Origin of the sequence: Bartonella sp. AP40SXNS, from assembly GCF_042195825.1 — a bacterium.
Taxonomy (GTDB): Bacteria; Pseudomonadota; Alphaproteobacteria; order Rhizobiales; family Rhizobiaceae; genus Bartonella.
Genome location: NZ_JBHIPB010000002.1, coordinates 169,875 through 193,559 on the forward strand (window position 1 = coordinate 169,875; position 23,685 = coordinate 193,559).

General features: G+C 38.6%; 19 protein-coding genes. 12 read left to right on the forward strand and 7 right to left on the reverse strand.

The features are described 5' to 3' along the window. Nucleotides 1–290 precede the first annotated feature (290 nt). The 4 genes from lgt (at nucleotide 291) to ACFILZ_RS01990 (ending at nucleotide 4,524) form a co-directional block, all read left to right on the forward strand. On the forward strand, nucleotides 291–1,169 hold the full coding sequence (gene lgt / locus ACFILZ_RS01975) for a prolipoprotein diacylglyceryl transferase (RefSeq protein WP_375606342.1): 879 nt from the start codon (nucleotides 291–293) through the stop codon (nucleotides 1,167–1,169). Then, nucleotides 1,144–2,223, forward strand: coding sequence for a class I SAM-dependent methyltransferase (locus ACFILZ_RS01980; protein WP_375610125.1), 1,080 nt, complete (start codon nucleotides 1,144–1,146; stop codon nucleotides 2,221–2,223). The genes lgt and ACFILZ_RS01980 overlap by 26 nt, the downstream gene beginning before the upstream one ends. Before the next feature lie 102 nt (nucleotides 2,224–2,325). Further along, nucleotides 2,326–3,117 carry a peptidoglycan editing factor PgeF gene (gene pgeF / locus ACFILZ_RS01985; RefSeq protein WP_375606344.1) on the forward strand — a complete coding sequence of 264 codons (792 nt, stop codon included), beginning with the start codon at nucleotides 2,326–2,328 and terminating at the stop codon, nucleotides 3,115–3,117. 474 nt (nucleotides 3,118–3,591) lie between these two features. After that, on the forward strand, nucleotides 3,592–4,524 hold the full coding sequence (locus ACFILZ_RS01990) for a ribose-phosphate pyrophosphokinase (RefSeq protein WP_375606345.1): 933 nt from the start codon (nucleotides 3,592–3,594) through the stop codon (nucleotides 4,522–4,524). On the opposite strand, the gene ACFILZ_RS01995 is transcribed toward ACFILZ_RS01990, so the two are convergent. Further along, the gene (locus ACFILZ_RS01995) at nucleotides 4,521–6,020 is read right to left on the reverse strand and encodes a helicase HerA domain-containing protein (RefSeq protein WP_375610124.1); all 1,500 of its coding nucleotides are present in this window, start codon (nucleotides 6,018–6,020) and stop codon (nucleotides 4,521–4,523) included. The two genes, ACFILZ_RS01990 and ACFILZ_RS01995, sit on opposite strands and share 4 nt — an antisense overlap. A 287-nt stretch (nucleotides 6,021–6,307) precedes the next feature. Between ACFILZ_RS01995 and ACFILZ_RS02000 the strand changes: the two genes are divergently transcribed. Together ACFILZ_RS02000 and pth are read left to right on the forward strand one after the other, a co-directional pair. After that, nucleotides 6,308–6,937 carry a 50S ribosomal protein L25/general stress protein Ctc gene (locus ACFILZ_RS02000; protein WP_375610123.1) on the forward strand — a complete coding sequence of 210 codons (630 nt, stop codon included), beginning with the start codon at nucleotides 6,308–6,310 and terminating at the stop codon, nucleotides 6,935–6,937. 76 nt (nucleotides 6,938–7,013) lie between these two features. Beyond that, on the forward strand, nucleotides 7,014–7,589 hold the full coding sequence (gene pth, locus ACFILZ_RS02005) for an aminoacyl-tRNA hydrolase (RefSeq protein WP_375610122.1): 576 nt from the start codon (nucleotides 7,014–7,016) through the stop codon (nucleotides 7,587–7,589). A gap of 416 nt (nucleotides 7,590–8,005) precedes the next feature. Here pth and ACFILZ_RS02010 read toward each other — a convergent pair whose 3' ends face one another. Beyond that, a complete protein-coding gene (locus tag ACFILZ_RS02010) occupies nucleotides 8,006–8,749 on the reverse strand; it encodes a L,D-transpeptidase (protein WP_375606349.1) in 744 nt (247 codons plus the stop codon). A gap of 265 nt (nucleotides 8,750–9,014) precedes the next feature. On the opposite strand from ACFILZ_RS02010, the gene ychF reads away from it, so the two are divergent. Beyond that, a complete protein-coding gene (ychF, locus tag ACFILZ_RS02015) occupies nucleotides 9,015–10,118 on the forward strand; it encodes a redox-regulated ATPase YchF (protein ID WP_375606350.1) in 1,104 nt (367 codons plus the stop codon). Between the two features lie 155 nt (nucleotides 10,119–10,273). On the opposite strand, the gene ACFILZ_RS02020 is transcribed toward ychF, so the two are convergent. The 4 genes from ACFILZ_RS02020 to petA form a co-directional block, all read right to left on the reverse strand. Then, nucleotides 10,274–10,714 (reverse strand): PRC-barrel domain-containing protein, encoded by a 441-nt coding sequence (locus ACFILZ_RS02020; protein WP_375610121.1) that lies wholly within the window; start codon nucleotides 10,712–10,714, stop codon nucleotides 10,274–10,276. A gap of 103 nt (nucleotides 10,715–10,817) precedes the next feature. After that, nucleotides 10,818–11,714, reverse strand: coding sequence for a cytochrome c1 (locus ACFILZ_RS02025; RefSeq protein ID WP_375610120.1), 897 nt, complete (start codon nucleotides 11,712–11,714; stop codon nucleotides 10,818–10,820). After that, a complete protein-coding gene (locus ACFILZ_RS02030) occupies nucleotides 11,708–12,964 on the reverse strand; it encodes a cytochrome bc complex cytochrome b subunit (RefSeq protein WP_375610119.1) in 1,257 nt (418 codons plus the stop codon). Before ACFILZ_RS02030 ends, ACFILZ_RS02025 begins: the two co-directional genes overlap by 7 nt. A gap of 4 nt (nucleotides 12,965–12,968) precedes the next feature. Beyond that, on the reverse strand, nucleotides 12,969–13,517 hold the full coding sequence (petA, locus tag ACFILZ_RS02035) for a ubiquinol-cytochrome c reductase iron-sulfur subunit (RefSeq protein WP_375610118.1): 549 nt from the start codon (nucleotides 13,515–13,517) through the stop codon (nucleotides 12,969–12,971). Nucleotides 13,518–14,238: 721 nt separating this feature from the next. On the opposite strand from petA, the gene ACFILZ_RS02040 reads away from it, so the two are divergent. Continuing rightward, nucleotides 14,239–14,715, forward strand: a complete 477-nt coding sequence (locus tag ACFILZ_RS02040; RefSeq protein ID WP_375606355.1) for a tRNA (cytidine(34)-2'-O)-methyltransferase — start codon at nucleotides 14,239–14,241, stop codon at nucleotides 14,713–14,715. 497 nt (nucleotides 14,716–15,212) lie between these two features. On the opposite strand, the gene ACFILZ_RS02045 is transcribed toward ACFILZ_RS02040, so the two are convergent. Beyond that, complete coding sequence (locus ACFILZ_RS02045; RefSeq protein ID WP_375610117.1) at nucleotides 15,213–16,466, reverse strand: CCA tRNA nucleotidyltransferase; 1,254 nt, start codon at nucleotides 16,464–16,466, stop codon at nucleotides 15,213–15,215. Between the two features lie 245 nt (nucleotides 16,467–16,711). On the opposite strand from ACFILZ_RS02045, the gene ACFILZ_RS02050 reads away from it, so the two are divergent. From ACFILZ_RS02050 to ACFILZ_RS02065, 4 genes are read left to right on the forward strand one after another with little or no spacing between them, the layout of a single operon-like run. Then, a complete protein-coding gene (locus tag ACFILZ_RS02050; protein ID WP_375606357.1) occupies nucleotides 16,712–17,743 on the forward strand; it encodes an AAA family ATPase in 1,032 nt (343 codons plus the stop codon). Next, nucleotides 17,744–18,655: a DUF58 domain-containing protein gene (locus ACFILZ_RS02055; protein WP_375606358.1), complete on the forward strand. Its 912-nt coding sequence runs from the start codon at nucleotides 17,744–17,746 to the stop codon at nucleotides 18,653–18,655. After that, nucleotides 18,652–21,450, forward strand: coding sequence for a DUF4159 domain-containing protein (locus tag ACFILZ_RS02060; RefSeq protein WP_375610116.1), 2,799 nt, complete (start codon nucleotides 18,652–18,654; stop codon nucleotides 21,448–21,450). The genes ACFILZ_RS02055 and ACFILZ_RS02060 overlap by 4 nt, the downstream gene beginning before the upstream one ends. After that, entirely contained in the window at nucleotides 21,447–23,543 is a 2,097-nt protein-coding gene (locus tag ACFILZ_RS02065; protein ID WP_375610115.1) for a glutamine amidotransferase, read from the forward strand. Before ACFILZ_RS02060 ends, ACFILZ_RS02065 begins: the two co-directional genes overlap by 4 nt. Nucleotides 23,544–23,685 lie beyond the last annotated feature (142 nt).

Below are 23,685 nucleotides of genomic sequence, written 5' to 3' on the forward strand. Positions count from 1 at the left end.
TTTTAATTATTGACACACGCATTATAGCGTATTCTCATAACATTTAGATACTGTAATTTGTTCCTTTTACTCTATATTTTACATATTGTGCAGATTTTTCATAATGATTTTGTTTCAGATTTTTTAATATTCCTTTTATCACCATATTTTTTTACCGTGATAAATCAGTGGAAATCTCCCCCCCTTTCTGACTAGCCTCCCTACTGACTTGACCATTGTGTATTCATCTGTCATTTCTGACCATCAGAGTCACTTCATATTCATCTCGTATAATGTAAGATGCTTAACTCATGAACAATTTGTCTTGTCCAGCCATTGCTTTTCCGTCTTTTCTTGATCCTGTCATTATCCATCTAGGTCCCATAGCACTTCATTGGTATGGACTTGGTTACGTACTGGGTATTCTTTTTGCTTGGTGGTATGCGCAAAAATTATTAAAAAAAACATCTCTATGGTATAGAAACTATCCTCCTATGGATAAAGAAAAGATCGGAGATTTTGTTGTCTGGTCTGCCATAAGTGTTGTTGTCGGAGGGCGTTTAGGACAAGTTCTTGTATGGGATCCCATTTACTATTTTAACCATCCAAGTGCTATTATTGCCGTATGGGATGGGGGAATGTCCTTTCATGGCGGACTTATTGGTATTATCATTGCTATGATCTGGTTTGCCCGTAAAAATCATATTAACATACGAGCCATGTTTGATATCATTGCTGCAGGTGCTCCTATTGGTATCGGCGTTGTACGAATCTGCAACTTCATCAACCAAGAATTATGGGGCAATATTACTACACGTCCTTGGGCTGTTTGTTTTCCTCTCGATCCTTACTATTTACCGCGCCATCCAAGCCAGCTTTACGAAGCATTTATGGAAGGATTTCTTCTCTTCATCATCCTGTGTCTTCTTATTTTTGGGTTCAAAGCATTAAAACGTCCCGGTACTGTATCAGGAACATTTATTATAGGCTACGCAGTAACACGCAGCATTTCTGAAGTTTACCGTGCGCCTCAAGAAGATCCAGAATGGTTTTCGACTCTTTTCCATTCTACTGGTTTTACCTATGGCATGGCTTTATCTCTTCCCATGCTTCTTGTAGGGTTTTATCTTCTTCTCCACGCCTTTAAATATAAACCGACAGAAAATGGCCAATCTCAAAGAAAAAATTAAAGAAATTATTGTCCTTAATGGACCAATCACTGTTAGCCAATATATAACGTTGGCACTTACAGATCCTCAATTTGGTTATTATCAAACACAAACACCTTTCGGACGTGCTGGTGATTTCATTACAGCACCTGAAATAAGCCAATTATTTGGAGAAATGATTGGCATTTGGACTCTTGCGAGCTGGAAAGCTCAAGGGTGTCCTCACCCTTTTATTCTCGCTGAAATAGGTCCAGGACGAGGAACTTTGATGGATGACATTTTGCGAACCATCCAAAAGCTCTCTCAAACGGCATTTAATGCTGCTGAAATTTTTCTGATCGAAATAAGCCAAAAACTCGCAAAAGAACAAAAAAAGCGCCTTTGCTCTTATCAAAAACAAATCCATAGCATTGAAAATTTTAATCAAATTCCTTCAAAACCTCTCTTCCTCATTGCTAATGAATTTCTCGATACACTCCCTATCAACCAATATATTAAAGTCAATGGAAAATGGAAAGAGCGCCGCATTACAGTCAATCAAAATGGAGATTTTATCTTTATTGCTGCCCCGCATAAACTTCCCTCTTCTTGTCTACAAACCTATTGTTCTAAAGTGCCTGACGGAACAATTTTTGAACATGCCCCCTTACGGCATCAATTCATGCAACAAATCAGCCACCATTTAGTGCAAGTGACAGGTTCTGCTTTACTTATCGACTATGGTGCTTGTGAGCTTGCCTTTGGCGATACCTTGCAAGCACTCTCGAAACATAGATTTCGTGATGTTTTTGATGCCCCTGGTGAACATGATTTAACATCCCATGTTGATTTTTCTTTTTTAAAAAACATAGCTCTTGAACAGGGCTGTTTTGCTGAAATCTTAGAGCAAGGAGAGTTTCTTTTTAAAATGGGGCTACTGGAGCGCGCAAAACAGCTTGGAGTTGGCAAAAGTGCTCCTTTGCAAGACAAAATCCGCCAAGACATTGAACGGCTCGCTGGTCCAGATCAGATGGGAAAATTATTTAAAGTTTTACATTTCAGTGATAAAAATATCTCCATACCTCCCCAATTTTAATGATCGGCGCTTTTGTCAATAAACACATCATTATCTGAAATATTCATTGACAAATATGAACATCTCCATCCTCACTTTAAATAATCTCCATAAGGAACTTTTATGAAATCTATCCCTCATCCCATTCTTGCAAAAAATCTTTCTACTTTACACACCCATGGAATAAAACATGGATTTTTTACACGTCAAGGTGGTTTTTCAAAAAATCTTTATCATAGTCTTAATGTTGGGAAAGGTTCAAATGATCAACCTGAACATATCGTACAGAATCGTCTTTTGATCGCCAATTATTTTTCTATTGAAGCGCAAAATTTAGTCACAGTTAATCAAATACACTCCTGTAACGTTGTCGTAGCTCATCAAGCAACTATCGGTGCACCTCCTCAAGCTGATGCTCTGGTTACGACTACCCCAGAACTCGTTATTGGAGTTCTTACAGCAGATTGCGGACCCATTCTGTTTGCTGATCCACAAGCTGGAGTCATCGCTGCAACTCATGCTGGCTGGCGTGGAAGCTTAAATGGAATTATCGAGAAAACAATTGCTGTTATGGAAAAACAAGGAGCCAAAAGACAATCAATAACAGCAGTCCTTGGACCTTGTATTGGCCCTTATCACTATGAAGTAACAAACGAATTTTACGACCAGTTTATTGATTACCACAGCAAATACCAAAAATATTTTTTAAAAACAGACAAAATAAATCGCTTTTATTTTAATCTATGGGCATTTATTATAAATCAACTCAAAGAAGCAGGTGTTAATGCTTCTTGTGTAGAGCTTTGTACCTATCAAGATGAACAGCGTTTTTTCTCCTATCGCCGTGCAATACACCGCAACGAACCCGATTACGGACGGCAAATTTCTGCTATTATGCTGAAAAATAAAAGATGAGCCCCTTTTATGCTTGAGAACAATACCAAAACTGCAAAACTAAACTTTTTACCCAAATGGAAAAATAAATCCCATTATACTTTGCTTTTTTCACGAAATTATCTACCAGCCCATAAAATATGATAGCCTTCGCTATGATCATTTTCAATGTTTGGTTATAATGATTGAAGGCAAGATAATACTTCTTTTTATTACTCCCTTTCATTCATCTTAAATATGAAACATTCCCCATATTGAAAGTATTTTTATAAAGTAATAACCAAAAAGCTTAATCAATATGTTTTTCTTTGCCGCATGGAGAAAAAACTTTGCTCTAAAAGTAACAAACTTTTGGAAAAAGAGAAAACATACTGCATAGCTCTTTAATAATAATCAATAAAATTGTAATGGTTTTGTAATTGTTTTCTTGCAATTTAATAAAAAGAAATTAAAAACCGTGTCGCATTCCTACCATGATGATTCAGAGGTTCTACTATGAAACTTTTCTGCGGAAATTCTAATCCACGCCTAGCTGAAGATGTTGCAAATTATTTGAACATCCCCTTAGGCAAAGCAACTGTAAAGCGCTTTGCTGATCAAGAAATTTTCGTAGAACTGCATGAAAATGTACGTGGACAAGATGTTTTTGTTTTGCAATCTACATCCTATCCCGCAAATGATCATTTGATGGAATTACTCATCATGATTGATGCCCTTCGTCGTTCTTCTGCGCGTCGTATTACAGCTGTTATCCCCTATTTTGGCTATGCACGCCAAGATAGAAAACCAGGACCACGAACTCCTATTTCTGCAAAACTTGTTGCCAACCTCATTACTGAAGCAGGGGCCCATCGTGTTTTAACATTGGACCTTCATGCAGGACAAATTCAAGGTTTTTTTGATATCCCTACAGATAATCTCTATGCTGTTCCTGTCATTTCTCGCGATGTCAAAGTGCATTATTCTCTTGAAAATGTTATCGTTGTTTCACCTGATGTGGGTGGTGTGGTGCGCGCGCGCGCACTCGCCAAGCGCTTGAACAGTTTGCTCGCTATTGTGGATAAACGTCGCGAAAGCCCCGGTGAATCAGAAGTTATGAATATCATTGGAGATGTATCGGGAAAAGATTGCCTTTTGCTTGATGATATTGTTGATTCAGGTGGAACTTTATGCAATGCAGCAAGTGCTCTGCTTAAACATGGTGCCAATAGTGTCACAGCTTATATCACGCACGGTGTTCTTTCTGGTAATGCAATCGAGCGAATTGCCAATTCAGAGATGAAAGAATTGGTTATTACAGATTCAATCATGCCAACACAAGCTATTGAGAAAACCCATAATATTCGTGTTTTGCCCATTGCCGACCTTATGGGAGAAGCAATAGCAAGGACAGCAGCAGAACAATCCGTTTCAAGCTTATTTGGTTAAAGTGGTTCCTTGGGATCTCCTGGTGCTGTTTCAACACCAAGATCAGGAAATGCAACAATGCGTTGGCCACTAAAATGCGTATGAATAACAATGAGACCGCGTTCTTCAAAGTAGGTTAAAAGCCGACGGACGCGGCTTAAAGAATGAGTCCCATAAAGACGTGCTAAAAATGCATCGGATGGACAAGGCTTTCCGCCCAATGCGGCTTGAGCCACGTTCAAGAAGACTCCTTGAACATCTTCTTCCAAACTTTCTGATATCTGCAAAATATGTTTCCAATGTTCACTGACAGCCGTTTGTTCATCAACAAAAGCCTGAGCAATAGCCAATTTACGCCGAAATTGCGAAAGATTAAAAGGAACCTTTGACATACCATGGATACGGCAACGAACCGAAAAATCTTGATAAAGCACCGCTGTTGAGCGATAAAAAGATTCAGAATCCTCAAGAATTTCCCGAATAATATGTTCTGCTTGGCCGTCACGCTCAACATCAGAAAGTTCAGGAAATAAACTCAAGTTTTCTTCCAACAGCTCTTGTTTTTTATGTACTACCTCCTCTAACATCTCGTGCATTGATTTTTCCCTCATCGGCTCTCGTATTTGTTTAAATGGCGTTAAAATTTCCTCTGGTGAAGCAGTAAAAACGAGCTCTTGCACATCATCCCGCTCTGTTGGAAGTGGCATTAATTTAGGACTAGAAGAGCGTGCCAAAGTTTCAACAGAACCGATAATGATTGGTAAGGGACGTCGTGATAAAGCGGGACCTAAAGCGATAAAATTTCCCCGCTCAAGATCTCTAAACATTTCTGCTTGACGACGCTCCATTCCCAAAAGATCAGCAGCGCGCACCATATCAATATCTAAAAAAGTCCGCCCTATTAAAAAGTTTGAAGCTTCAGCAGCAACATTTTTGGCCAGCTTAGCCAAACGTTGTGTCGCAATAACACCAGCAAGACCACGTTTGCGCCCCCGACACATAAGATTAGTCATAGCACTCAGTGAAATTTTACGTGCTTCATCAGAAACTTCTCCTGCAGCAGTTGGAGCAAACAATTGTGCTTCATCAACAACGACAAGCATAGGATACCAATAATCACGTTCCACATCAAACAGTGCCCCAAGGAAAGCACCCACAGCACGCATCTGTTGTTCAGTATCCAAACCTTCAAGATTAAATACTACAGAAACCCGATGTTGTCGAATGCGATGCGCAATACGCGTCAATTCTAGTTCGCTCCGTTGAGCCTCTACAATAACATGACCAAATTTGTCTGCCAAAGTTACAAAATCACCTTCTGGATCAATCACACAATGCTGTACCCACTGAGCACTTTGTTCTAGAAGACGGCGTAAAAGATGTGATTTACCTGAACCAGAATTACCTTGAACAAGAAGACGTGTTGCCAATAACTCTTCCAAATCAAGAAATGCTGGCATCGATTTATGCAAAGCACGACTCTCTGATATCTCACCCAAAGCAATCTCAACCTTCATAACATCTCCAGTGTTTGATTTTGAACATATCAGCGCATATTGGTTGATTCTCCATCCTGTACCATAATGTGTAACATTTCCTCTTTTTTAACGATAGAAATCATCGATTTTTCCCACAACTCTTGCATCTATGAATAGTTTGAATTATAGAACAGACTTCTGCGTAGACACCCTTGGAGGCAACGCAGAATGGAGCAATCGCTGCTTATCAGCGCATATCTTCATATCCATGCAAAAACTGTTATTGTTTTTGAAGGATCTCCAATCATGTAAAAAGGACTTAAATTATGAGCAAAAGCTACACTCTTAAGGCCGAAAAACGCGAGCGGGTTGGTAAGGGGTCCTCCCGTGAACTTCGCCGCAACGGTCTTATTCCTGCTGTCATTTATGGTGAAAAACAACCTCCTTTGGCAATAACAGTTCCCTATAAAGAAATTTTCTATAAAATTCACGCTGGTGGCTTTCGTACCACCATTGCAACGATTATTCTTGACAAGCAAAAAATTATGGTTTTGCCAAAAGATTATCAATTAGATCCCGTGCGTGACTTTCCCCTCCATGTAGATTTCTTACGCATTTCAGCAAAATCCGTTGTAGAAGTGAATATTCCTGTCCACTTCCTCAATGAAGATACGGCCCCTGGACTTAAAAAGGGTGGTGTCCTCAATATTGTTCGGCACGAAATTGAATGTACAGCTCCAGCAAGTGCTATTCCTGAAGCTATTGAAATTGATCTCTCCAGCTACTCTATTGGTGATTCTATTCACATTTCAGCAGTGCAACTGCCAAAAGATGTGACTCCCATCATCCAAGATCGAGACTTTACCATTGCAACCATTGCAGCTCCTGCTGGCATGGATGTCAGCGATGAAACCTCTGAACAAGAAAATGATGAAGAAGACACGGAAACTTCATAAAACTCAAAAGGCGGAAATTTTTTCCGCCTTAATTTATGAGACATTACCCTTACTCATACTTTGACTGAAAATACACATGTGGCTTATTGCTGGTCTTGGCAATCCTGGTTTACAATATCAAAATAACCGCCATAATATCGGTTTTATGGCTGTTGATGCCATTTATCAGTCCTTCTCTTTTTCTCCATGGTCGAAAAAGTTTCAAGCAGAAATCTCCAATGGTTTCATAGATAATGAGAAAATTTTTCTTATAAAACCGCAAACTTTTATGAATTGCTCGGGTCAAGCAATCGGTGAAGCTTTGCGATTTTATAAATTAGATTTGAAGAATTTGATCATCATTTACGATGAGTTAGACCTGCCTCCGGGAAAAGTCCGTGTAAAAATTGGTGGAGGAAATAATGGACATAATGGTATTAAATCTATTGATACCCATTGTGGTACTAATTATTGCCGTATACGCATAGGAATTGGTCATCCTGGAAGCAAAGAACTTGTTCATCAGCATGTCCTAGGAAATTTTACCAAATCTGATCAAGAATGGCTTCCCCCTCTCTTAGAGGCAATCGCAAAAAATATCGCTCTCCTTATAAAAGATGACAAATCCCTCTTTATGAATGAAGTTTCACAAACAATAAAAAATAAGAACTGACCCTAACAGCTTATTTCTCTCATCAATAAAAAAACAACTTTTCTCTATAAAATCTATACATATAACTTATTGATTTATAAGAATTAATTGTTTTATATTCTTGAATAGAAATGCCAAATATCACAAGATTTATTTTAAATCTATTAATAATGAAACCATAAAAACCATTGGCTTACACCTCACAAGTTGGAGGACATATGGATAAAAACTTTTGAAAAAAGAAAGAAAAATGCCTCTTATAAATTTCCTCAAAGGCAAAACCTGTTGGGAAAATATGAAAGCTAGCAAATAGAACAATGATATTTGTACATATCTTTTGAAACAGAGAAGAGGTCTATACTCTTTTTTTGGAGGAAGAGAAGATTGAACAGCAAACCAAAATACCCAAACGGCTCTCTCCAATCTTCTCCCCTAAATTAAAAAAAATCATTTGGCTGAATGGTCGATTGTAGCGGATCGTAACCATTTGATTGTTGACTATAAACTGTAGGAATACTCCTATTGTTTTGCAATACCACAACACGCGAACCAACGGGAACACGATCATAAAGATCGATAATATCTTGATTAAGCAAACGGATACACCCACTTGAAATAGCACGCCCAATTGACCACGATTCGTGTGAGCCATGAATACGGAAAAGTGTATCTTTCCCATTTTTGAACAAATAAAGTGCCCGCGCACCTAATGGATTATCGGGCCCTGGTGGCATTCCTTTCCCAAGATGACCATAACGTTCTGGTTCTCGAGCCATCATAGCTGCAGTAGGAGCCCAATTTGGCCACCGACGCTTGCGCTGTATAACCCCCTCACCTTCAAATGCTAGGCCTTCTTTACCGACACCAATCCCATAACGCAAAGCTTTTCCATTTTCACCAATAAGATAAAGAAAACACTCTTGCGTATCTATAACCAATGTTCCAGGCGCATAAGATGTATAATAAATCACCTCTTGTCGCCAATATTTTGGATCAATTGTCGCAAGATCAACAGCAGGTAACGAATAGGCCTCATTCGTTACAGGACCATACAAAGCCTGTATTTCTGGTGGAATGTATCGAACTTGTTGAAAAGGTACCGATGACATATCTGACTGACGTGTAGCACATCCAGCCAAAGCCAAAAGTGCTGCAATTAAAAAGGCACAACGAGATAACACTCTTCTATTTTCTCCGATTAATTATTTATGCAGATTTGCATACCATGAAAAACTTAGCACACTATTAACATTAATTCGAAGTTTTCTTATCCTTGTAACTAAGGAGAGCATTAAGATAAGAAGAACTAAGGTAAAAAAGTAGATACCTACTACTTTAGACTTTTTTCTCACTTATCGCAAGACAAGGACTATAACTCTTCTGAAAATATGCTATAAAAAGGAAGCTTTATCTTAACCATAAAATCAGTAGAAAAGAAAGACTCTCATGGGCTTTAAATGCGGTATTGTCGGATTACCTAATGTCGGGAAATCAACTCTTTTTAATGCATTAACAAAAACAGCCACTGCACAGGCTGCCAATTATCCTTTTTGTACTATTGAACCCAATACCGGTGAAGTTGCTGTTCCAGATTTACGAATGGAAAAAATTGCATCAATTGCTGGTTCAAAAGAAACGATTCCTACACGCATTAACTTCGTTGATATTGCGGGGTTGGTACGAGGAGCCTCAAAAGGCGAAGGTTTAGGGAATAAATTTTTAGCCAATATTCGTGAAGTCGATGCCATTGTCCACGTTTTACGCTGTTTTCAAAACGAAGATATTACCCACGTAGAAGGACGTATTGATCCTGTTAGTGATGCAACAACGGTTGAAACCGAACTTATGCTTGCAGATCTTGAAAGTCTTGAGAGAAGAATCGTACAAATCCGTAAACGAGCAACTGGAAAAGATAAAGAAGCCCTTACAATTCTACCCATTATGGAAAAAGCATTAAACATACTGCAACAGGGAAACCCTGTCCGCTTATTACTCAAAGATATCTCTTCTGATGAAAAGAACATTCTTAAAAGTTTAAATCTTTTAACCTCCAAACCTGTACTTTATGTTTGCAACGTAAGCGAAAATGACGCCGCTCATGGCAATAGTTTTACCCAAACAGTTGAAAAAATGGCAACAGAGCAAAATGCGCAAAGTATTATCATTTCGGCTTCTATCGAAGCGGAAATCACGCAACTGAGTGATGCTGAAGCCTCAGAATATCTCAATGCTCTAGGACTCTTTGAACCAAGTTTAAATCGCCTTATTCGCGCTGGTTATCATTTACTTGATCTCATTACTTACTTCACCTGTGGGCCTAAGGAAACGCGAGCATGGACAATTGCGCGTGGTACCAAAGCTCCCCAAGCAGCTGGCGTTATTCACTCAGATTTTGAGCGCGGCTTCATTCGTGCACAAACCATCAGCTACAATGACTATATTGCTCTGGGTGGAGAAAGCGGTGCAAAAGAAGCAGGAAAAGCCCGCGATGAAGGAAAAGAATACATTGTGCAAGATGGCGATATCATGTTATTTAAACATAATACTTAAATCTTCACTCTATCTTAATAGTTTATCTTGAAAATTTTGTATTAAGTTCATGAGAGCTTACCGCAAAAGTTCCTAAAGGTCTCCTGAACAAAAAACAGGTGCTACCATTATTGTGACAGCAACTGTTTTATCCATTCAAGAATGGAAATATAAAATTAGCGCGTCCAACGCCCTTCGTATTTAAATGTTGGAGCGTCCTTTAAAGAATCTTTTGTCGCATTTGTAATAAGTTTCCACTTACCATAATCATTTGTCATCTGGATTGTTTCTGGAGAAACGACCACATAACTCTCCCCTATACCAAGGAAACCACCAACTGCAACAACAAATCCCGCAATATTATTTTCACGTAAAATAATATCTTTTACTTCACCAATATTTTCATCTTCTATATTATATACCTTAGCACCTATAAGGCTAGAAGCAACAAAATCCGTTGCTAAAGGTGTTACATAACGCACAGAATTATCTATCCCTACCTGTACAATACCTGTTGAAGAAATCATTTCAGGTTTAGAAGGTCCTTCAAAAGACTGCGCATAAGTACTAGAAATCATCAAAATTGACATAAGAGTAGTACATGAAATTTTTTTCATTTTAACATCTCCGTTTTTACTTTGCTTTTACTTTATAAAACCTCAATGCATTATAAACAGATTTGTTCCTTATGCTTTTTATACTCTTTCAAAACCAGTCGTCTTATCCTTCTTTCTTTATTTCATCTTTTGTTTCTTTCTCAAACTCTTCTTCTAAACTACGCCAAATACGACCTTTTAAAATATAAACAAGCCCTGCAAAAATGATTAAAAATAAAATAACACGAAAACCGGTTTTTTTACGAATTTCCATATGAGGATCGGCAGCCCACATCAAAAAAGCAGAAACATCACGGGCGTAATGTTCAACGGTTTCTGGGGTTCCATCTTCATAAGCAACTACACCATCACTCAAAGGAGGTGCCATAGTTAAAAAATTACTGGCAATAAAATAAGGATTATACCAATAACCATCAGCAACTTTTACCTTCTTCGGCGCTTCCTGATATCCTGTTAAAAGAGCTGTAATATAATCTGGACCAGCCGTATCATAATGAGTCAAAACATCCGTAATTAAAGCAGGAAAAGGTAAAGATACACCACGTGCACGTGCCATCAATGACAAATCTGGAGGATAAGCACCATTCAAAACCTGTCTTGCTTCTTCTTCATACGCAAAGGGAGAAGGAAAATAATCCGTTGCAACCCCAGCACGTTTAAAAAATTTTCCTTCTCGATTAGGACCATCACGCACTTCATACTGCCCCGCCAAAACTTTAATCTGTTCTTGATCATACCCAAGAGCTTTTAAATTGCGAAAAGCCACATATTTTAGCCCATGGCAGCTGGAACAAACTTGTTTATAAATCTTTAATCCGCGCCTCAATTGCGCCTTATCGTAGAACCCAAATGGACCTGAAAAACTCCATTCTTGTTTTTTAGGAACCTGTAAAGGAAAAGAAATAAATCCCTCTTCCTGATCAGAGGCACCACCCGCTAAACTCTGAGCAGAAAAACTCATAGCAACAATAACAACCAGCCCGACAAAAACATTTACCATAGTCTCTTTTTTTTCTGTTTTAAATCTTGCATAATTGAAGAAGGAAGAGAATAATTTTTTTCAAACGCTGGCAAAATCGGCAAAATAACCAAAAAAAATATAAAATAATAAACCGTAGCCAATTGTGTCCATAAAAGAATTTTGTCACTTATTTCTCTTGACCCCAACCAACCAAGAAAAACGACATCAATAACCAACGCCCAAAAGAAAATTTTATAAACAGGTCGATATCTTGCTGAACATATTTTAGAGCGGTCCAACCATGGCACAAAAATTAAAATGCAAATCGAACTGACGAATAAAACAAAGCCAACAAAGTTTGAAGAGAAAATACCAATATCAAAAGTTATAGCACGAAGCATCGCATAAAAAGGCAAAAAATACCATTCTGGAACTACACGAAGAGGTGCCTTTAAAGGATCTGCCACACTATAATTTTCAACCTGCCCCATATAATCGGGCATATAAAACAAAAACCAGGCAAAGAAGATGAGAAAAACAGTAATAGCAAAAATATCTTTGATCAGTGCATAAGGCGAAAATGGAACCGTTTCCTTATCTGACTGTATAGCAAGACCCGTTGGATTTCCTTGCCCAACACAATGAATTGCCCAAATATGAAGCCCCACAAAAAGAAGCAAAACAAATGATAAAACATAATGGAAAACATAAAAACGATTCAACGTTGGTTGTCCTACGACATAACCACCAAGAAGTGTCTCATGCAACCAAGACCCCACTAAAGGAATCGTTTTGAAAAGCCCTGCAATCACTGAAGCAGCTGAAATAGACATCATCCCCCAAACAAGCACATAACCAAAAAACGCTATTGCCATCATGATGATATAAATAAAAATACCTGTAACCCATACCATTTCTCGCATATTTTTATAAGAACCATAATAAAGTCCACGTGCCAAATGGATATAAACAGCAATAAAAAAAAACGAAGAGCCTACACAATGCCATGGACGAAAAAGCCAACCAAATTGCCCTTCACGCCGAAACCGCTCTCCCGTTTCAAAAGCCAAATGAATATCTGGAACATAATGCATTGCTAAGACAATACCGGTCAAAAGCTGTGATAAAAGCATAATGGTTAAAATACCGCCAAATGTGTAAAAGTAATTAAGATTACGCGGAACAGGAAAAATCACAAATGCATTATAAAAAAAACGAGGAAGAGGAAAACGCTTATCAAACCAACGAGCAAGTGCATTTTTAGGACAATAAGGAGAAAACCTTGTCATAACCTTATCCTATTTTGAGCAAAGTATCAGAAAGAAATTGGTAAGGAGGAATAGCCAAATTATAGTTAGCTGGACCCGAACGCACTCTTCCAGCTGTATCATAAACAGACCCATGACAGGGACACAACCATCCTCCAAATTTACCCGATTGCCCAAGTGTTACACAGCCTAGATGCGTACAAAGATTAATAACAATAAGCCAATTTTCACGTCCTTTACCTGCTGAACGCGCAAAATCTGTTGCTTCCTTTTCACCTTCAAGATTAGGATTGCGCGCTTGACGATCTTTTAGAAGTCTCACTTCAGTAGCGCGCGCATCAGCAATTTCTTTTGCCGTACGATTTCGAATAACAACAGGCTGTCCTCGCCACTTTACCGTTATCGACATCCCCTCTTCAATACCAGAAAGATCAACCTCAACAGAGGAAGATGCCAAAACAGCTTCATCTGGACGCAACTGACGGATAAAAGGCCACATAACCGCTCCCATTCCAACTGCTCCTGCAACAGCTGTTACCAAAAACAGAAAATCCCGCCTCGTTTGCTCACCCATGGCCTTAACTTAAAGAGACACTTTGCTAAAACACCCTTTTTACCATACCCTCTCCCATTGTACAATGCTTGATCACTCAGTTACCTCAATCATAAAAACATCCCCGTAAAAACTCCTGCCATTTGTATGGTTTATACAAAAAACTGTTTTATAATGATAATTCATCATTTTACAGAGTGAATGAAATCCTGAAACACCGTAAGGTTTTTTCATTTCCAACCTATTCATATTAATCAATCAAAATTACTCCCCCGCCCGTGAAAATCAGAGATAGCATGTAAATAAACACTTCTAAAGAAAGATAGTCTTATTATGACCATATCTCTGTAAACAAGTTGAGCTTATCGGTTATTTCTTTAACACATTTACAGCATCTCTCCCTCTCTCAATTCCAACTGGTTGTATGAGTATTTTTTTCGCTTCTGTTTTTGCATAAAAAGCATATTTTGTTGATTTTAATTAAAATGGATGATCTAACCTCATTAAATATCCCACTTTTCAACATAATGAGCCAATCCATTCATGGATCGCTCAATAAAATGAAGTCCCGAATAGGGAGCTTCTCTCTTATCCCAAACAGATCTGTATACATAACTTTTTCCCTGAAATTTAAAGGGAATAAAAATTAACCGTAAAAAACATGTATTTCTCAAAGCATATTTTTCGAATAAATTGTGGTATTTCTTTACAAAGTCGAAAGAAAAATCATATTACAGAGAACATGACACTTCATATAGCTCTTTTCCAACCTGATATTGCTGGTAATACTGGAACGATTTTACGTCTTAGCGCTTGCTTTGGTTTACATGTGCACATTATTGAACCTGCAGGCTTCAATCTGTCGGATCGTAATCTCAAACGCGCAGGATTGGATTATCTCGAATATGCTTCCTTAGAACGACACATTGATTGGCAACATTTTATAAGCTCCATGAAACACTTTAACCGCCGCCTGTTGCTTTTAAGTACAAAAGCAAAAACATGCTATACGCAGATATGCTATCAAAGAAATGATGTTTTACTTTTTGGTCGGGAATCAGCTGGAGTTCCCGATTATGTTCATGAAACGGCCGATTACACACTGAAAATTCCCATGCAACCACAGGCACGCTCTCTCAATCTCGCCATGAGCGTGGCTATAACAACAGGAGAAGCATTGCGCCAAATTGGTTATTATGAAAGAAAATGTATTTTATAAAAATATAAATTATCACGAAAAACAATAATACAACATATAAAGAACAGTTAGAGCGTATAATGCCTATCATTTTCAAACAATTAAGTGCTTGTAAAATAAACATTTCTTAGTGCCCATCACATCCATTTCATATCACCTCATATCACCACCTATGAATGATTAAATACTCCTCATAGTAAAAATCCAGTGAACATCCCCCTCTTTATGGTCATACAAGGTGCAAACCGCTATCACTATTCTCTTTATTCGTTCTCATTTTCGAGAATCCTTATCTTTGAGATGGTTTATAAGAGACATTTTTCCTCTCTGTAATCGTTTTTACTCATACAGCTTCCCCCTCGTGACACGTAAGGCAATAATTTTGATTGATGTAATATGAATAGGTTTGAAATAACCTTACAATATTGTGAACTCTTCTTTCACATGAATAATGATTATTATAAATTAATATGTTGACTTAAAAAATATAAACAACAGTGGGTTTATAAACAGAAATATTATAAATCAATTTTTTCTAATAGTGCATGACGATCCATTAAAAATCCGCTTTCAATCCATATCATTTCTAGCTCTTTAAGCTTTTTTCCTAAAAGTATACCTTTCGTAAAACCTTTTTTTATTAAATCGTTACCATTAATAGGAAAAGTTGGAATTTGCCATTTTTTGGCAAGTTGGTAAAGCTTAATATAACCCTCTGCTTTTTGCAAAGCATCACTTTTTTCCAGATGATCAAGATGTGATGCAGCGACAGACAACGATAATTGATCTAAAACTGGCTGTCGTCCATGAAAATAAATCAGTTTTTGCACAAAATGATCAGAACAGTTTTGGTTTATTATTTCTAACTCTGCCCATTCTTTTAATCGCGTTGTTTCCTTAAGAGAAAAACGCAAGCGCTGTGCCATTTCATGAAGACGCATGGGATCAGGAGGAAGAAGGCTTTCTAGCCGTAACAATGGATCAACTTTCCAACCAAGAGCCTGTTCTGTCTTCACCAATGCGTGAATTGCATCAATACCCCATCGTTCTGTTTCAGGGAAAATGAGTGCCAAAATTCTGCTTTGTCGCATCCATAAAAGAGCACGCGTTGGATCAAACGCCGCAAGAAGCTTTTTCATTTCTGCCCAAATACGTTCAGAAGAAAGTTTTTTTAAACCGTGTTTTAAACGAACACATGCCTTCAATCCTTGCACATCAGGTCGCCCTGCTCCATACCACGCAAAAAAGCGAAAAAACCGTAAAATACGCAAATAATCTTCGCCAATACGATCTTCTGCAACCCCAATAAAACGAACTGTTCGGCTAGCAATATCACTCAAACCTCCCACATCATCATAAAGGTTGCCAGCAGCATCACAATAAAGCGCATTTATCGTAAAATCTCGCCGTTCAGCATCTTTTTTCCAATCACGACCAAATGCCACTTTTGCATGACGACCATCCGTTTCAATATCGCAGCGAAGCGTTGTAACCTCATAAGAACATGAATGAGCAACTACTGTTATTGTACCAAACGCAATCCCTGTAGGAATAGCTTTAAATCCTGCTGCTTCTACACGTGCGATAATCTGTTGCGGCAAGCAGGTTGTGGCAATATCAATATCACTAATAGGCTGCCCTAGCAGTTGATTGCGTACTGCTCCCCCTACAATACGCGCCTCTTCCCCCTCCACAGACAAAACACGAAGAAGTGTTTGGATATCACTTTGTTGTAACCACGCAACCTGTTTGAAGTTCTGTCTTATATTCACCCTTTAACCTTTCAAAAAAGTTGTCTTCATTTCTTTAAAAAACTCTCTTCATAAAACAATTTTTTTAAGACATCCCTTATAAAGCACGTCTATTCTTCCAAAGAAACTTTTCTCTTCTATATGAATATGAAAAAAAACGGCATATGATACTTCATTTCTTCTCATTTTCTGTTACAAACAATAAGATATCCATTATCATGCAGAGAAAATTACCATTTTTGCGACAAACGCCTTAAGGAAGAAATATGAGTCAACATGATCCATCATCCAATTCTATAAAAAAGGTCAATATCAATCATGAAGCTCAAGTCATTATTGATGATATTGATACGGCACACAAAGAGTTGGATATTTTACAAAAAGAAATTGACAAAGTTATTTTTGGGCAAAATCAGGTAATCGAATATGCTTTAATCGCTATTTTTGCTGGTGGTCACGCCCTTCTTGTCGGTGCTCCAGGACTTGCAAAAACACGTCTTGTTGAAACATTGGGAACAGTCTTAGGGCTTGATGAAAAACGCATCCAATTCACTCCTGACTTAATGCCATCGGATATTATTGGTTCTGAAATTATGGATTCCGATAAAGACGGTAAACGTTCTTTTCGATACATTCAAGGTCCTATTTTCACGCAACTTCTCATGGCCGATGAAATCAATCGTGCTTCCCCACGGACACAGTCAGCCCTTTTACAAGCTATGCAAGAATATCATGTTACTGTTGCAGGTACCCGTTATGATTTGCCACAACCTTTTCATGTTCTTGCAACGCAAAATCCTCTCGAACAAGAAGGGACCTATCCACTTCCTGAAGCACAACTGGATCGCTTTTTGATGCAAATCGATATTGACTATCCTGACCTCACAACAGAGCGACGGATTATTTTAGAAACAACAAAAGAAAAAAAATCAAATGCAAAACCAATTTTATCCGGCAAAAAATTGCAAAAAATTCAAAATATCGTTCGCAAAATGCCTCTTTCAGAAAATGTGATTGAAGCTATTTTAAAAATTGTCCGCTCATCTCGCCCTCATAAAGACAATAGTCTTGCTAATACTTATGTATCTTGGGGACCTGGTCCACGGGCATCACAAGCCCTTTCACTTTGTGTTCGCGCTCGTGCTCTTTATTATGGACGCTTAGCTCCTTCACTTGATGATGTTGAAGCATTGGCCTATCCCGTATTACAACACCGCATGGCTCTTAATTTTTCTGCCCGTGCTGAAGATATAACCGTAAAAGATATTATTAATAACCTTGTGAAAGATGCTCTTTGAATGGCTCTTGGCAAAAAAGTTTTACAAAAGCCTCCATTGTCGCTTGCAAATGAACTGCATAAGGATACTGGCAAAATGCCATATTTCCTTTTACAAGCGCGTCATATCGCTAATACATTGATAACCGGATGGCATAGACAACGTAAAAGCGGTAATGGGGAAAACTTTTGGCAATTTCGTCCCTATATGGAAGGAGAATCCATTAGCCGCATTGACTGGCGTCGCTCAGCGCGTGATGAAAATACATATCTCCGTGAACATGAATGGCAAATGACACAAACCGTTTGGCTTTGTCCTGATCAGAGCGCATCAATGCATTACTGTTCGCGCTTTTCTAAAATCTCTAAAGGTAATCATGCCACTCTTCTTACCCTTACCTTGGCATCCCTTCTTGCACGCAGTGGCGAACATATTGCTATTCCCAACTTAATGTCCCCCACAATGACATCCAATGTCGTAGAACGAATAGCCTTTGCTTTAGAAAATCATTCAGATGAAAATTCATTTCCGGATTTTTCAACGATTACACGCTTTTCACATGTCGTTATAATGAGTGATTTTCTCGACTATCCTGAAAAAATCATCCAACATTTAACCGTTTTAACTACAAAACAGGTGACAGCTCATTTAATTGAAATTTCTGATCCCGCAGAAGAAAGCTTCCCCTACACAGGTCACACAGCATTTTTGGATCCTGAAACGAAAGAGAAACATGTTTCCACTAAAGCAGAAGATCTTCGTAAGAGCTATTGTAAACTATATCACGCAAGGCGACAAGAATTGGTAAATTTTTGCGCACGCCAAGGATGGTCTTATCACGTTAGTACAACGGATCAACCTTTAACAGAGACCATTTTTCATCTCGCAAATACAATGAGCGACTCTCCATTGCAAAAAAGGAGGGCACTTTGAGTTTTGCTGCTCCCTTTCTGTTACTAGGGCTTTTGTTCCTACCGGTCATTTGGTGGCTATTGCGGATAACTCCTCCATCTCCGCGTAAAGAGCTTTTTCCCCCTTTTCGCTTCTTACCCAAACCAACTCATCAACAAGAAACAGCAAAACATACACCTTGGTGGTTGCTCTTGTTGCGTTTAACCATAGCGGCACTTGTTATCATAGCTCTAGCACGCCCCACTTGGAATCAAAAACCAATAAGCCTTTCTGGGTCTCAACCCCTTGCACTCATTATTGATAATGGTTGGGTTTCTGTAAAAGAATGGAAAAAACGCATCTCTATCGCTGAAATACTCCTTGCACAGGCAGAAAAACAGCAAAAAGATATTTATCTTGTTGCAACGGCTGAACATGATATCTCCAATATAGAGCCCCAACCAGCCAAGATTATAAAACAGCATTTAATGCATTTGCAACCGCGTCCTTGGCCTGTCAACCGTGTGCATGCCTTCAAAAAACTCAGCGAAATAACCAAAGGAAAACCTCTTGATATTGCTTATTTAAGTGATGGATTACAAACAAATGAAGATGAGCAAGCTTTTGCTCTTCTTGAAGAACTAAAACCTAGAAACTTCTTGTGGTATTTGACTGATATTTCCGATTTAACCGGCATAACATCCATAGAAAATAATAATGGAAACATGGGCGCGCGTATTATCCGCTCAACAACACACAGTAATACTCCCGCTATACTCAGCCTTTACGATTCAAATAATCAACTTCTCGGTCAATTTACGAACAATTTCTCTGAAGGAGAAACAACAGTACTTGTTCCTTTTAATGTACCACTTGAACTACGCAATGATATCGCTTGGATAAAAATAAACAATCAAAACCATGCTGCTGCAACCTTCTTGGTAGACAGCCATAACAGGATAAGCCGTGTTGCTCTTCTCTCACCCGATACCAATGAAATGGCACAGCCTTTACTTGCTCCATTTTATTACATTATTAAAGCCTTACAAGGTCATACACAGCTTATAACAGCCGGTGGAAGAGAACTTTCAACGGATATTGATCATTTGCTTAAACAAAATCCATCTGTTTTTATTATGGGTGACATTGTTAACATGCCCGAAAATGCAGAAAAAAAACTTTCTGATTTTGTGAATAAAGGGGGAACACTCATCCGCTTTGCAGGAGAAAAACTCAGTAGCGCAGAACATTACGATAACCTTCTTCCGATACCACTGCGCCCAGGCCAACGTTCCCTTGGAAGTATTATGTCTTGGACAAAACCACAAAAGCTTGCACCTTTTGCAAAAAATAGCTTTTTCTTTGGTCTTCCCTTTCCAGGAGATGTTACTGTCTCTCGCCAAATCCTCGCAGAACCAACCCCAGATCTTTTTGAAAAAACGTGGCTTAGCCTTTCGGATGGAACTCCTCTTATTACCGCAGCAAAACGTGGTAAAGGAACCCTCATTCTCATTCATGTTGCTCCTGACCCAACATGGTCTAATCTTCCTCTTTCTGGCTTTTTTGCACAAATGCTGCAAAAATTAATCACATTAGGTTCTAACGAAAACACAAACCTAACACACAGAGAAAAAAGAACAGTGGTACAAAACCCTTGGCGAACTATAGCCGTTGACGGACAATTACAAGTACCATCCTCTGATATTGTTCCACTGGTCTTTGATGCTCAAAATCCACCCCGTCCTTCCTATCATACCCCACCAGGACTTTATGGTGTCAAAAACAATTTTTATGCGCTTAATCTCTTAACTCATTCATCGCGCTTGGTGAAACAATCATCATTGCCACCTTCTCTTAACAAGAGTCCTTTATCTTACGATACACAAGAAAAAAATCTTACCGGTCCACTTTTAGGATTAGCCATCTTATTATTCGCCTTTGATAATTTTCTCATTTTATGGATGGGAGGTATTTTTTCTTTCAATAAACGGCATAATATGTTTTTCCTCCCTCTCATAATTCTTATTGCCTTGTTTGCATATGCTCCAATTCTTCATGCACAAACGACAGAAAATCATCATGATAGTGTACAAGCCGCTGGTGCAACACATCTTGCCTACGTTATAACCAACAATCGTGAAATTGATACAACGAGTAAAAGTGGTCTAGAAGCCTTAAGCCAATTTATTGCAGAGCGCACAATGCTTTCCCCTGGCTCTGTTACAGCACTTGATCTCGATAAAGATGAACTCTCCTTTTATCCTCTTATTTACTGGCCAATTGATGTTGAGAGTCCTATACCAACTCCCAAAAGCCTTGAAAAAATAAATAATTTTATGAAACATGGGGGAACAATTTTATTTGACACACGCGATCAGATAAAGAGCAATCTTAATCTTGAAGGAGATGCCACTCCAGAAACGCAAAGATTACGAACCATCTTAAAAGGATTAAATATTCCATCCATTGAGCCAGCATCAACCGATCACGTTGTTGCACGTTCCTTTTATATTATGCCAGATTTTCCTGGTCTCTACCGTGGTTCACCTTTATGGGTTGAATCCTCATCAACAAACAAAAAAAATAAAAATTCTCTTGCCAGTGGTGATAACGTAAGTTCTCTTCTCATCACCGCAAATAACTTTGCCGGTGCTTGGGCACTCGATGAAAAAGGAACATGGAAATATCCCCTTGTTCCCAATGATCCAATGCAACGTCTATGGGCATTTCGCGCAGGTTTAAATATTGTTCTTTATGTGCTTACAGGAAACTATAAAGCGGACCAAGTTCATGTTCCTGCGCTCTTGGAACGCTTTAAAAGAGAAAGAAGGCAATGATACCACTTTTCACTTTTCAGCCTTTCTTACCACTCTTTTGGATTCTGCTCTTAAGCGGAATATCCTTTCTTTTTGTCGTTGTTGGTCTTGTTACGCAACGTCAAGGTTCTATATTTCGTCTGATGGCATTAAGCGCCCTCATCCTTGCTTTGCTTAATCCAATGATCATAAAAGAACAGCGCGAACCACTGAAAAGCACAGTGGGAATTATTATTGACCGCAGCAAAAGCCAAACATTTGGAACACGTACAAACGACAGTGATGAAGCGCGCGCGCAATTAACTCAAGTATTGGCGCATTATCCACAATTTGAACCACGTTTTATTGAAGCTGGAAAACTTGCTGATAATCAGTATGCGCCCTCAACGAATTTGTTTGAGACTTTAACACAAGCAGTATCTGATGTACCATTCTCTCGTTATGCAGGAACCATTTTTATCACTGATGGACAAGTGCATGACATCCCTGACCTATCAGATCTTCATCATGAAGCACCTCTCAATGCTTTGATTACAGGATACTCAGATGAATTTGATCGCCAAATCAAGTTTATTTCTCCTCCACGCTTTGCCCTTGTCAACAAACCACAAACGCTCTCCATTTTGGTAGAAGATAAAGGCCCCGCCAAAAAAACAATACCACAGAAAGCAAATATTACACTAAGCGTCAATGGACAAGACATTGGCCATTATTCTGTAACTCCTGGCGTGATTTTTCAAACTGAAATTACTCTTCCTCATGCTGAAAAAAATATTATCCAAGTTATAACTGATCCATACAAAGGTGAACTAAGCTTTGAAAATAACCGCGCTATAACAATTATTGAAGGAATCAGAGAAAATTTACGCGTTCTTCTTATTTCAGGTGCTCCTTATAATGGAGAACGGACATGGCGAGACCTTTTGAAAGGTGACTCCAATATTGATCTTGTTCACTTTACTATTTTGCGTCCCCCCACCAAAGCAGATAATACGCCCTCAAGCCAATTATCCTTAGTGGTCTTTCCCACAAGAAAACTCTTTGTTGAAGAAATTAATAACTTTGATCTCATCATCCTTGATGGCTACCAGCACTCTACTGTTCTCCCCTTAATCTATTATGATTATATCGCCCAATATGTACAAAAGGGGGGTGCATTGTTGATGGTAACAGGACCTGAATTTACCCAAAAAAACTCACTTGCGAAAACACCTTTAATAAGCATTCTACCGGCATTGCCCAATGGAACTATTATTGAAAAACCTTTTCGCCCCACATTAACCAAAGAAGGTGAGCGCCATCCTGTCACAAGGGGTCTTGCAACACTTAACCTTCCAGCTTCTCAATGGGGACAATGGTTGCGACAAATTGCTATTCAAAATATAAATAACGGAATCGCCCTCATGAAAGGAGCCAATGAACAACCACTTTTAATTCTCTCCCATGTTGATAAAGGGCGTGTAGGCATGTTGCTTTCCGATGAAAGTTGGCTTTGGGCTAGAGGTTTCGAAGGCGGAGGTCCTTATGCTGCTCTTTATCGACGAATTGCCCATTGGCTTATGAAAGAACCAGAACTTGAAGAAGAAAAATTAAGTGCAACCAGCAGCAATCATCATTTAACAATTCGCCGCCAAACCCTCAAAGAGCATCCAGAGCCCGTCGAAATAATCTTTCCCTCTGGAAAAAAAGAAAATATTACTCTCACCAAAGAACAAGAAGGCCTTTTTACTGCAACTGTGACCACTGATGAGACAGGAGTTTTTACCATTAAAAATGGCGATTTAACAATACTTTCTTCTGTAGGGATGCTCGATAATCTTGAGTTGTTTGACTTGATTTCAACACAAGAAAAACTGGCCCCCATTATTAAGCACACTGGTGGCTACATCGGACGTTTACACACTGAGGGAAAAGAAAATTTTCATCTTCCTCCATTCAAGCTGATTCAATCAAAAAAAAGTCCGTCCTCTTCCCCAGCACATTCAATTGTTCTGAAAGAAGCAACCGAAACCCGTTTAATCAATACCTTTTATTTTTCGATATTTTCTGGCTTTTTTGCACTGCTTGCCTGCCTTTTACTGTTGAGCAGCATGTGGTATCGTGAAGGCCGTTAAAAAATCTGAAATTTAGTATAATAGTTTTTAAATTTAGCTTATCCTTTTACGTATTTACTTGTCTTTTATAATTATATAACGTATTGATTTATAACTCAAAATACAGTGGAATTCTCCTTATTTCCAATATCCTCATATTAAA

Bases quoted from the DNA above. Each gene is read 5' to 3' on its own strand.
- lgt (WP_375606342.1), top strand. From the start codon at position 291: ATGAACAATTTGTCTTGTCCAGCCATTGCTTTTCCGTCTTTTCTTGAT.
- ACFILZ_RS01980 (WP_375610125.1), top strand. From the start codon at position 1,144: ATGGCCAATCTCAAAGAAAAAATTAAAGAAATTATTGTCCTTAATGGA.
- pgeF (WP_375606344.1), top strand. From the start codon at position 2,326: ATGAAATCTATCCCTCATCCCATTCTTGCAAAAAATCTTTCTACTTTA.
- ACFILZ_RS01990 (WP_375606345.1), top strand. From the start codon at position 3,592: ATGAAACTTTTCTGCGGAAATTCTAATCCACGCCTAGCTGAAGATGTT.
- ACFILZ_RS01995 (WP_375610124.1), bottom strand. From the start codon at position 6,020: ATGAAGGTTGAGATTGCTTTGGGTGAGATATCAGAGAGTCGTGCTTTG.
- ACFILZ_RS02000 (WP_375610123.1), top strand. From the start codon at position 6,308: ATGAGCAAAAGCTACACTCTTAAGGCCGAAAAACGCGAGCGGGTTGGT.
- pth (WP_375610122.1), top strand. From the start codon at position 7,014: ATGTGGCTTATTGCTGGTCTTGGCAATCCTGGTTTACAATATCAAAAT.
- ychF (WP_375606350.1), top strand. From the start codon at position 9,015: ATGGGCTTTAAATGCGGTATTGTCGGATTACCTAATGTCGGGAAATCA.
- ACFILZ_RS02020 (WP_375610121.1), bottom strand. From the start codon at position 10,714: ATGAAAAAAATTTCATGTACTACTCTTATGTCAATTTTGATGATTTCT.
- ACFILZ_RS02025 (WP_375610120.1), bottom strand. From the start codon at position 11,714: ATGGTAAATGTTTTTGTCGGGCTGGTTGTTATTGTTGCTATGAGTTTT.
- ACFILZ_RS02030 (WP_375610119.1), bottom strand. From the start codon at position 12,964: ATGACAAGGTTTTCTCCTTATTGTCCTAAAAATGCACTTGCTCGTTGG.
- petA (WP_375610118.1), bottom strand. From the start codon at position 13,517: ATGGGTGAGCAAACGAGGCGGGATTTTCTGTTTTTGGTAACAGCTGTT.
- ACFILZ_RS02040 (WP_375606355.1), top strand. From the start codon at position 14,239: ATGACACTTCATATAGCTCTTTTCCAACCTGATATTGCTGGTAATACT.
- ACFILZ_RS02050 (WP_375606357.1), top strand. From the start codon at position 16,712: ATGAGTCAACATGATCCATCATCCAATTCTATAAAAAAGGTCAATATC.
- ACFILZ_RS02055 (WP_375606358.1), top strand. From the start codon at position 17,744: ATGGCTCTTGGCAAAAAAGTTTTACAAAAGCCTCCATTGTCGCTTGCA.
- ACFILZ_RS02065 (WP_375610115.1), top strand. From the start codon at position 21,447: ATGATACCACTTTTCACTTTTCAGCCTTTCTTACCACTCTTTTGGATT.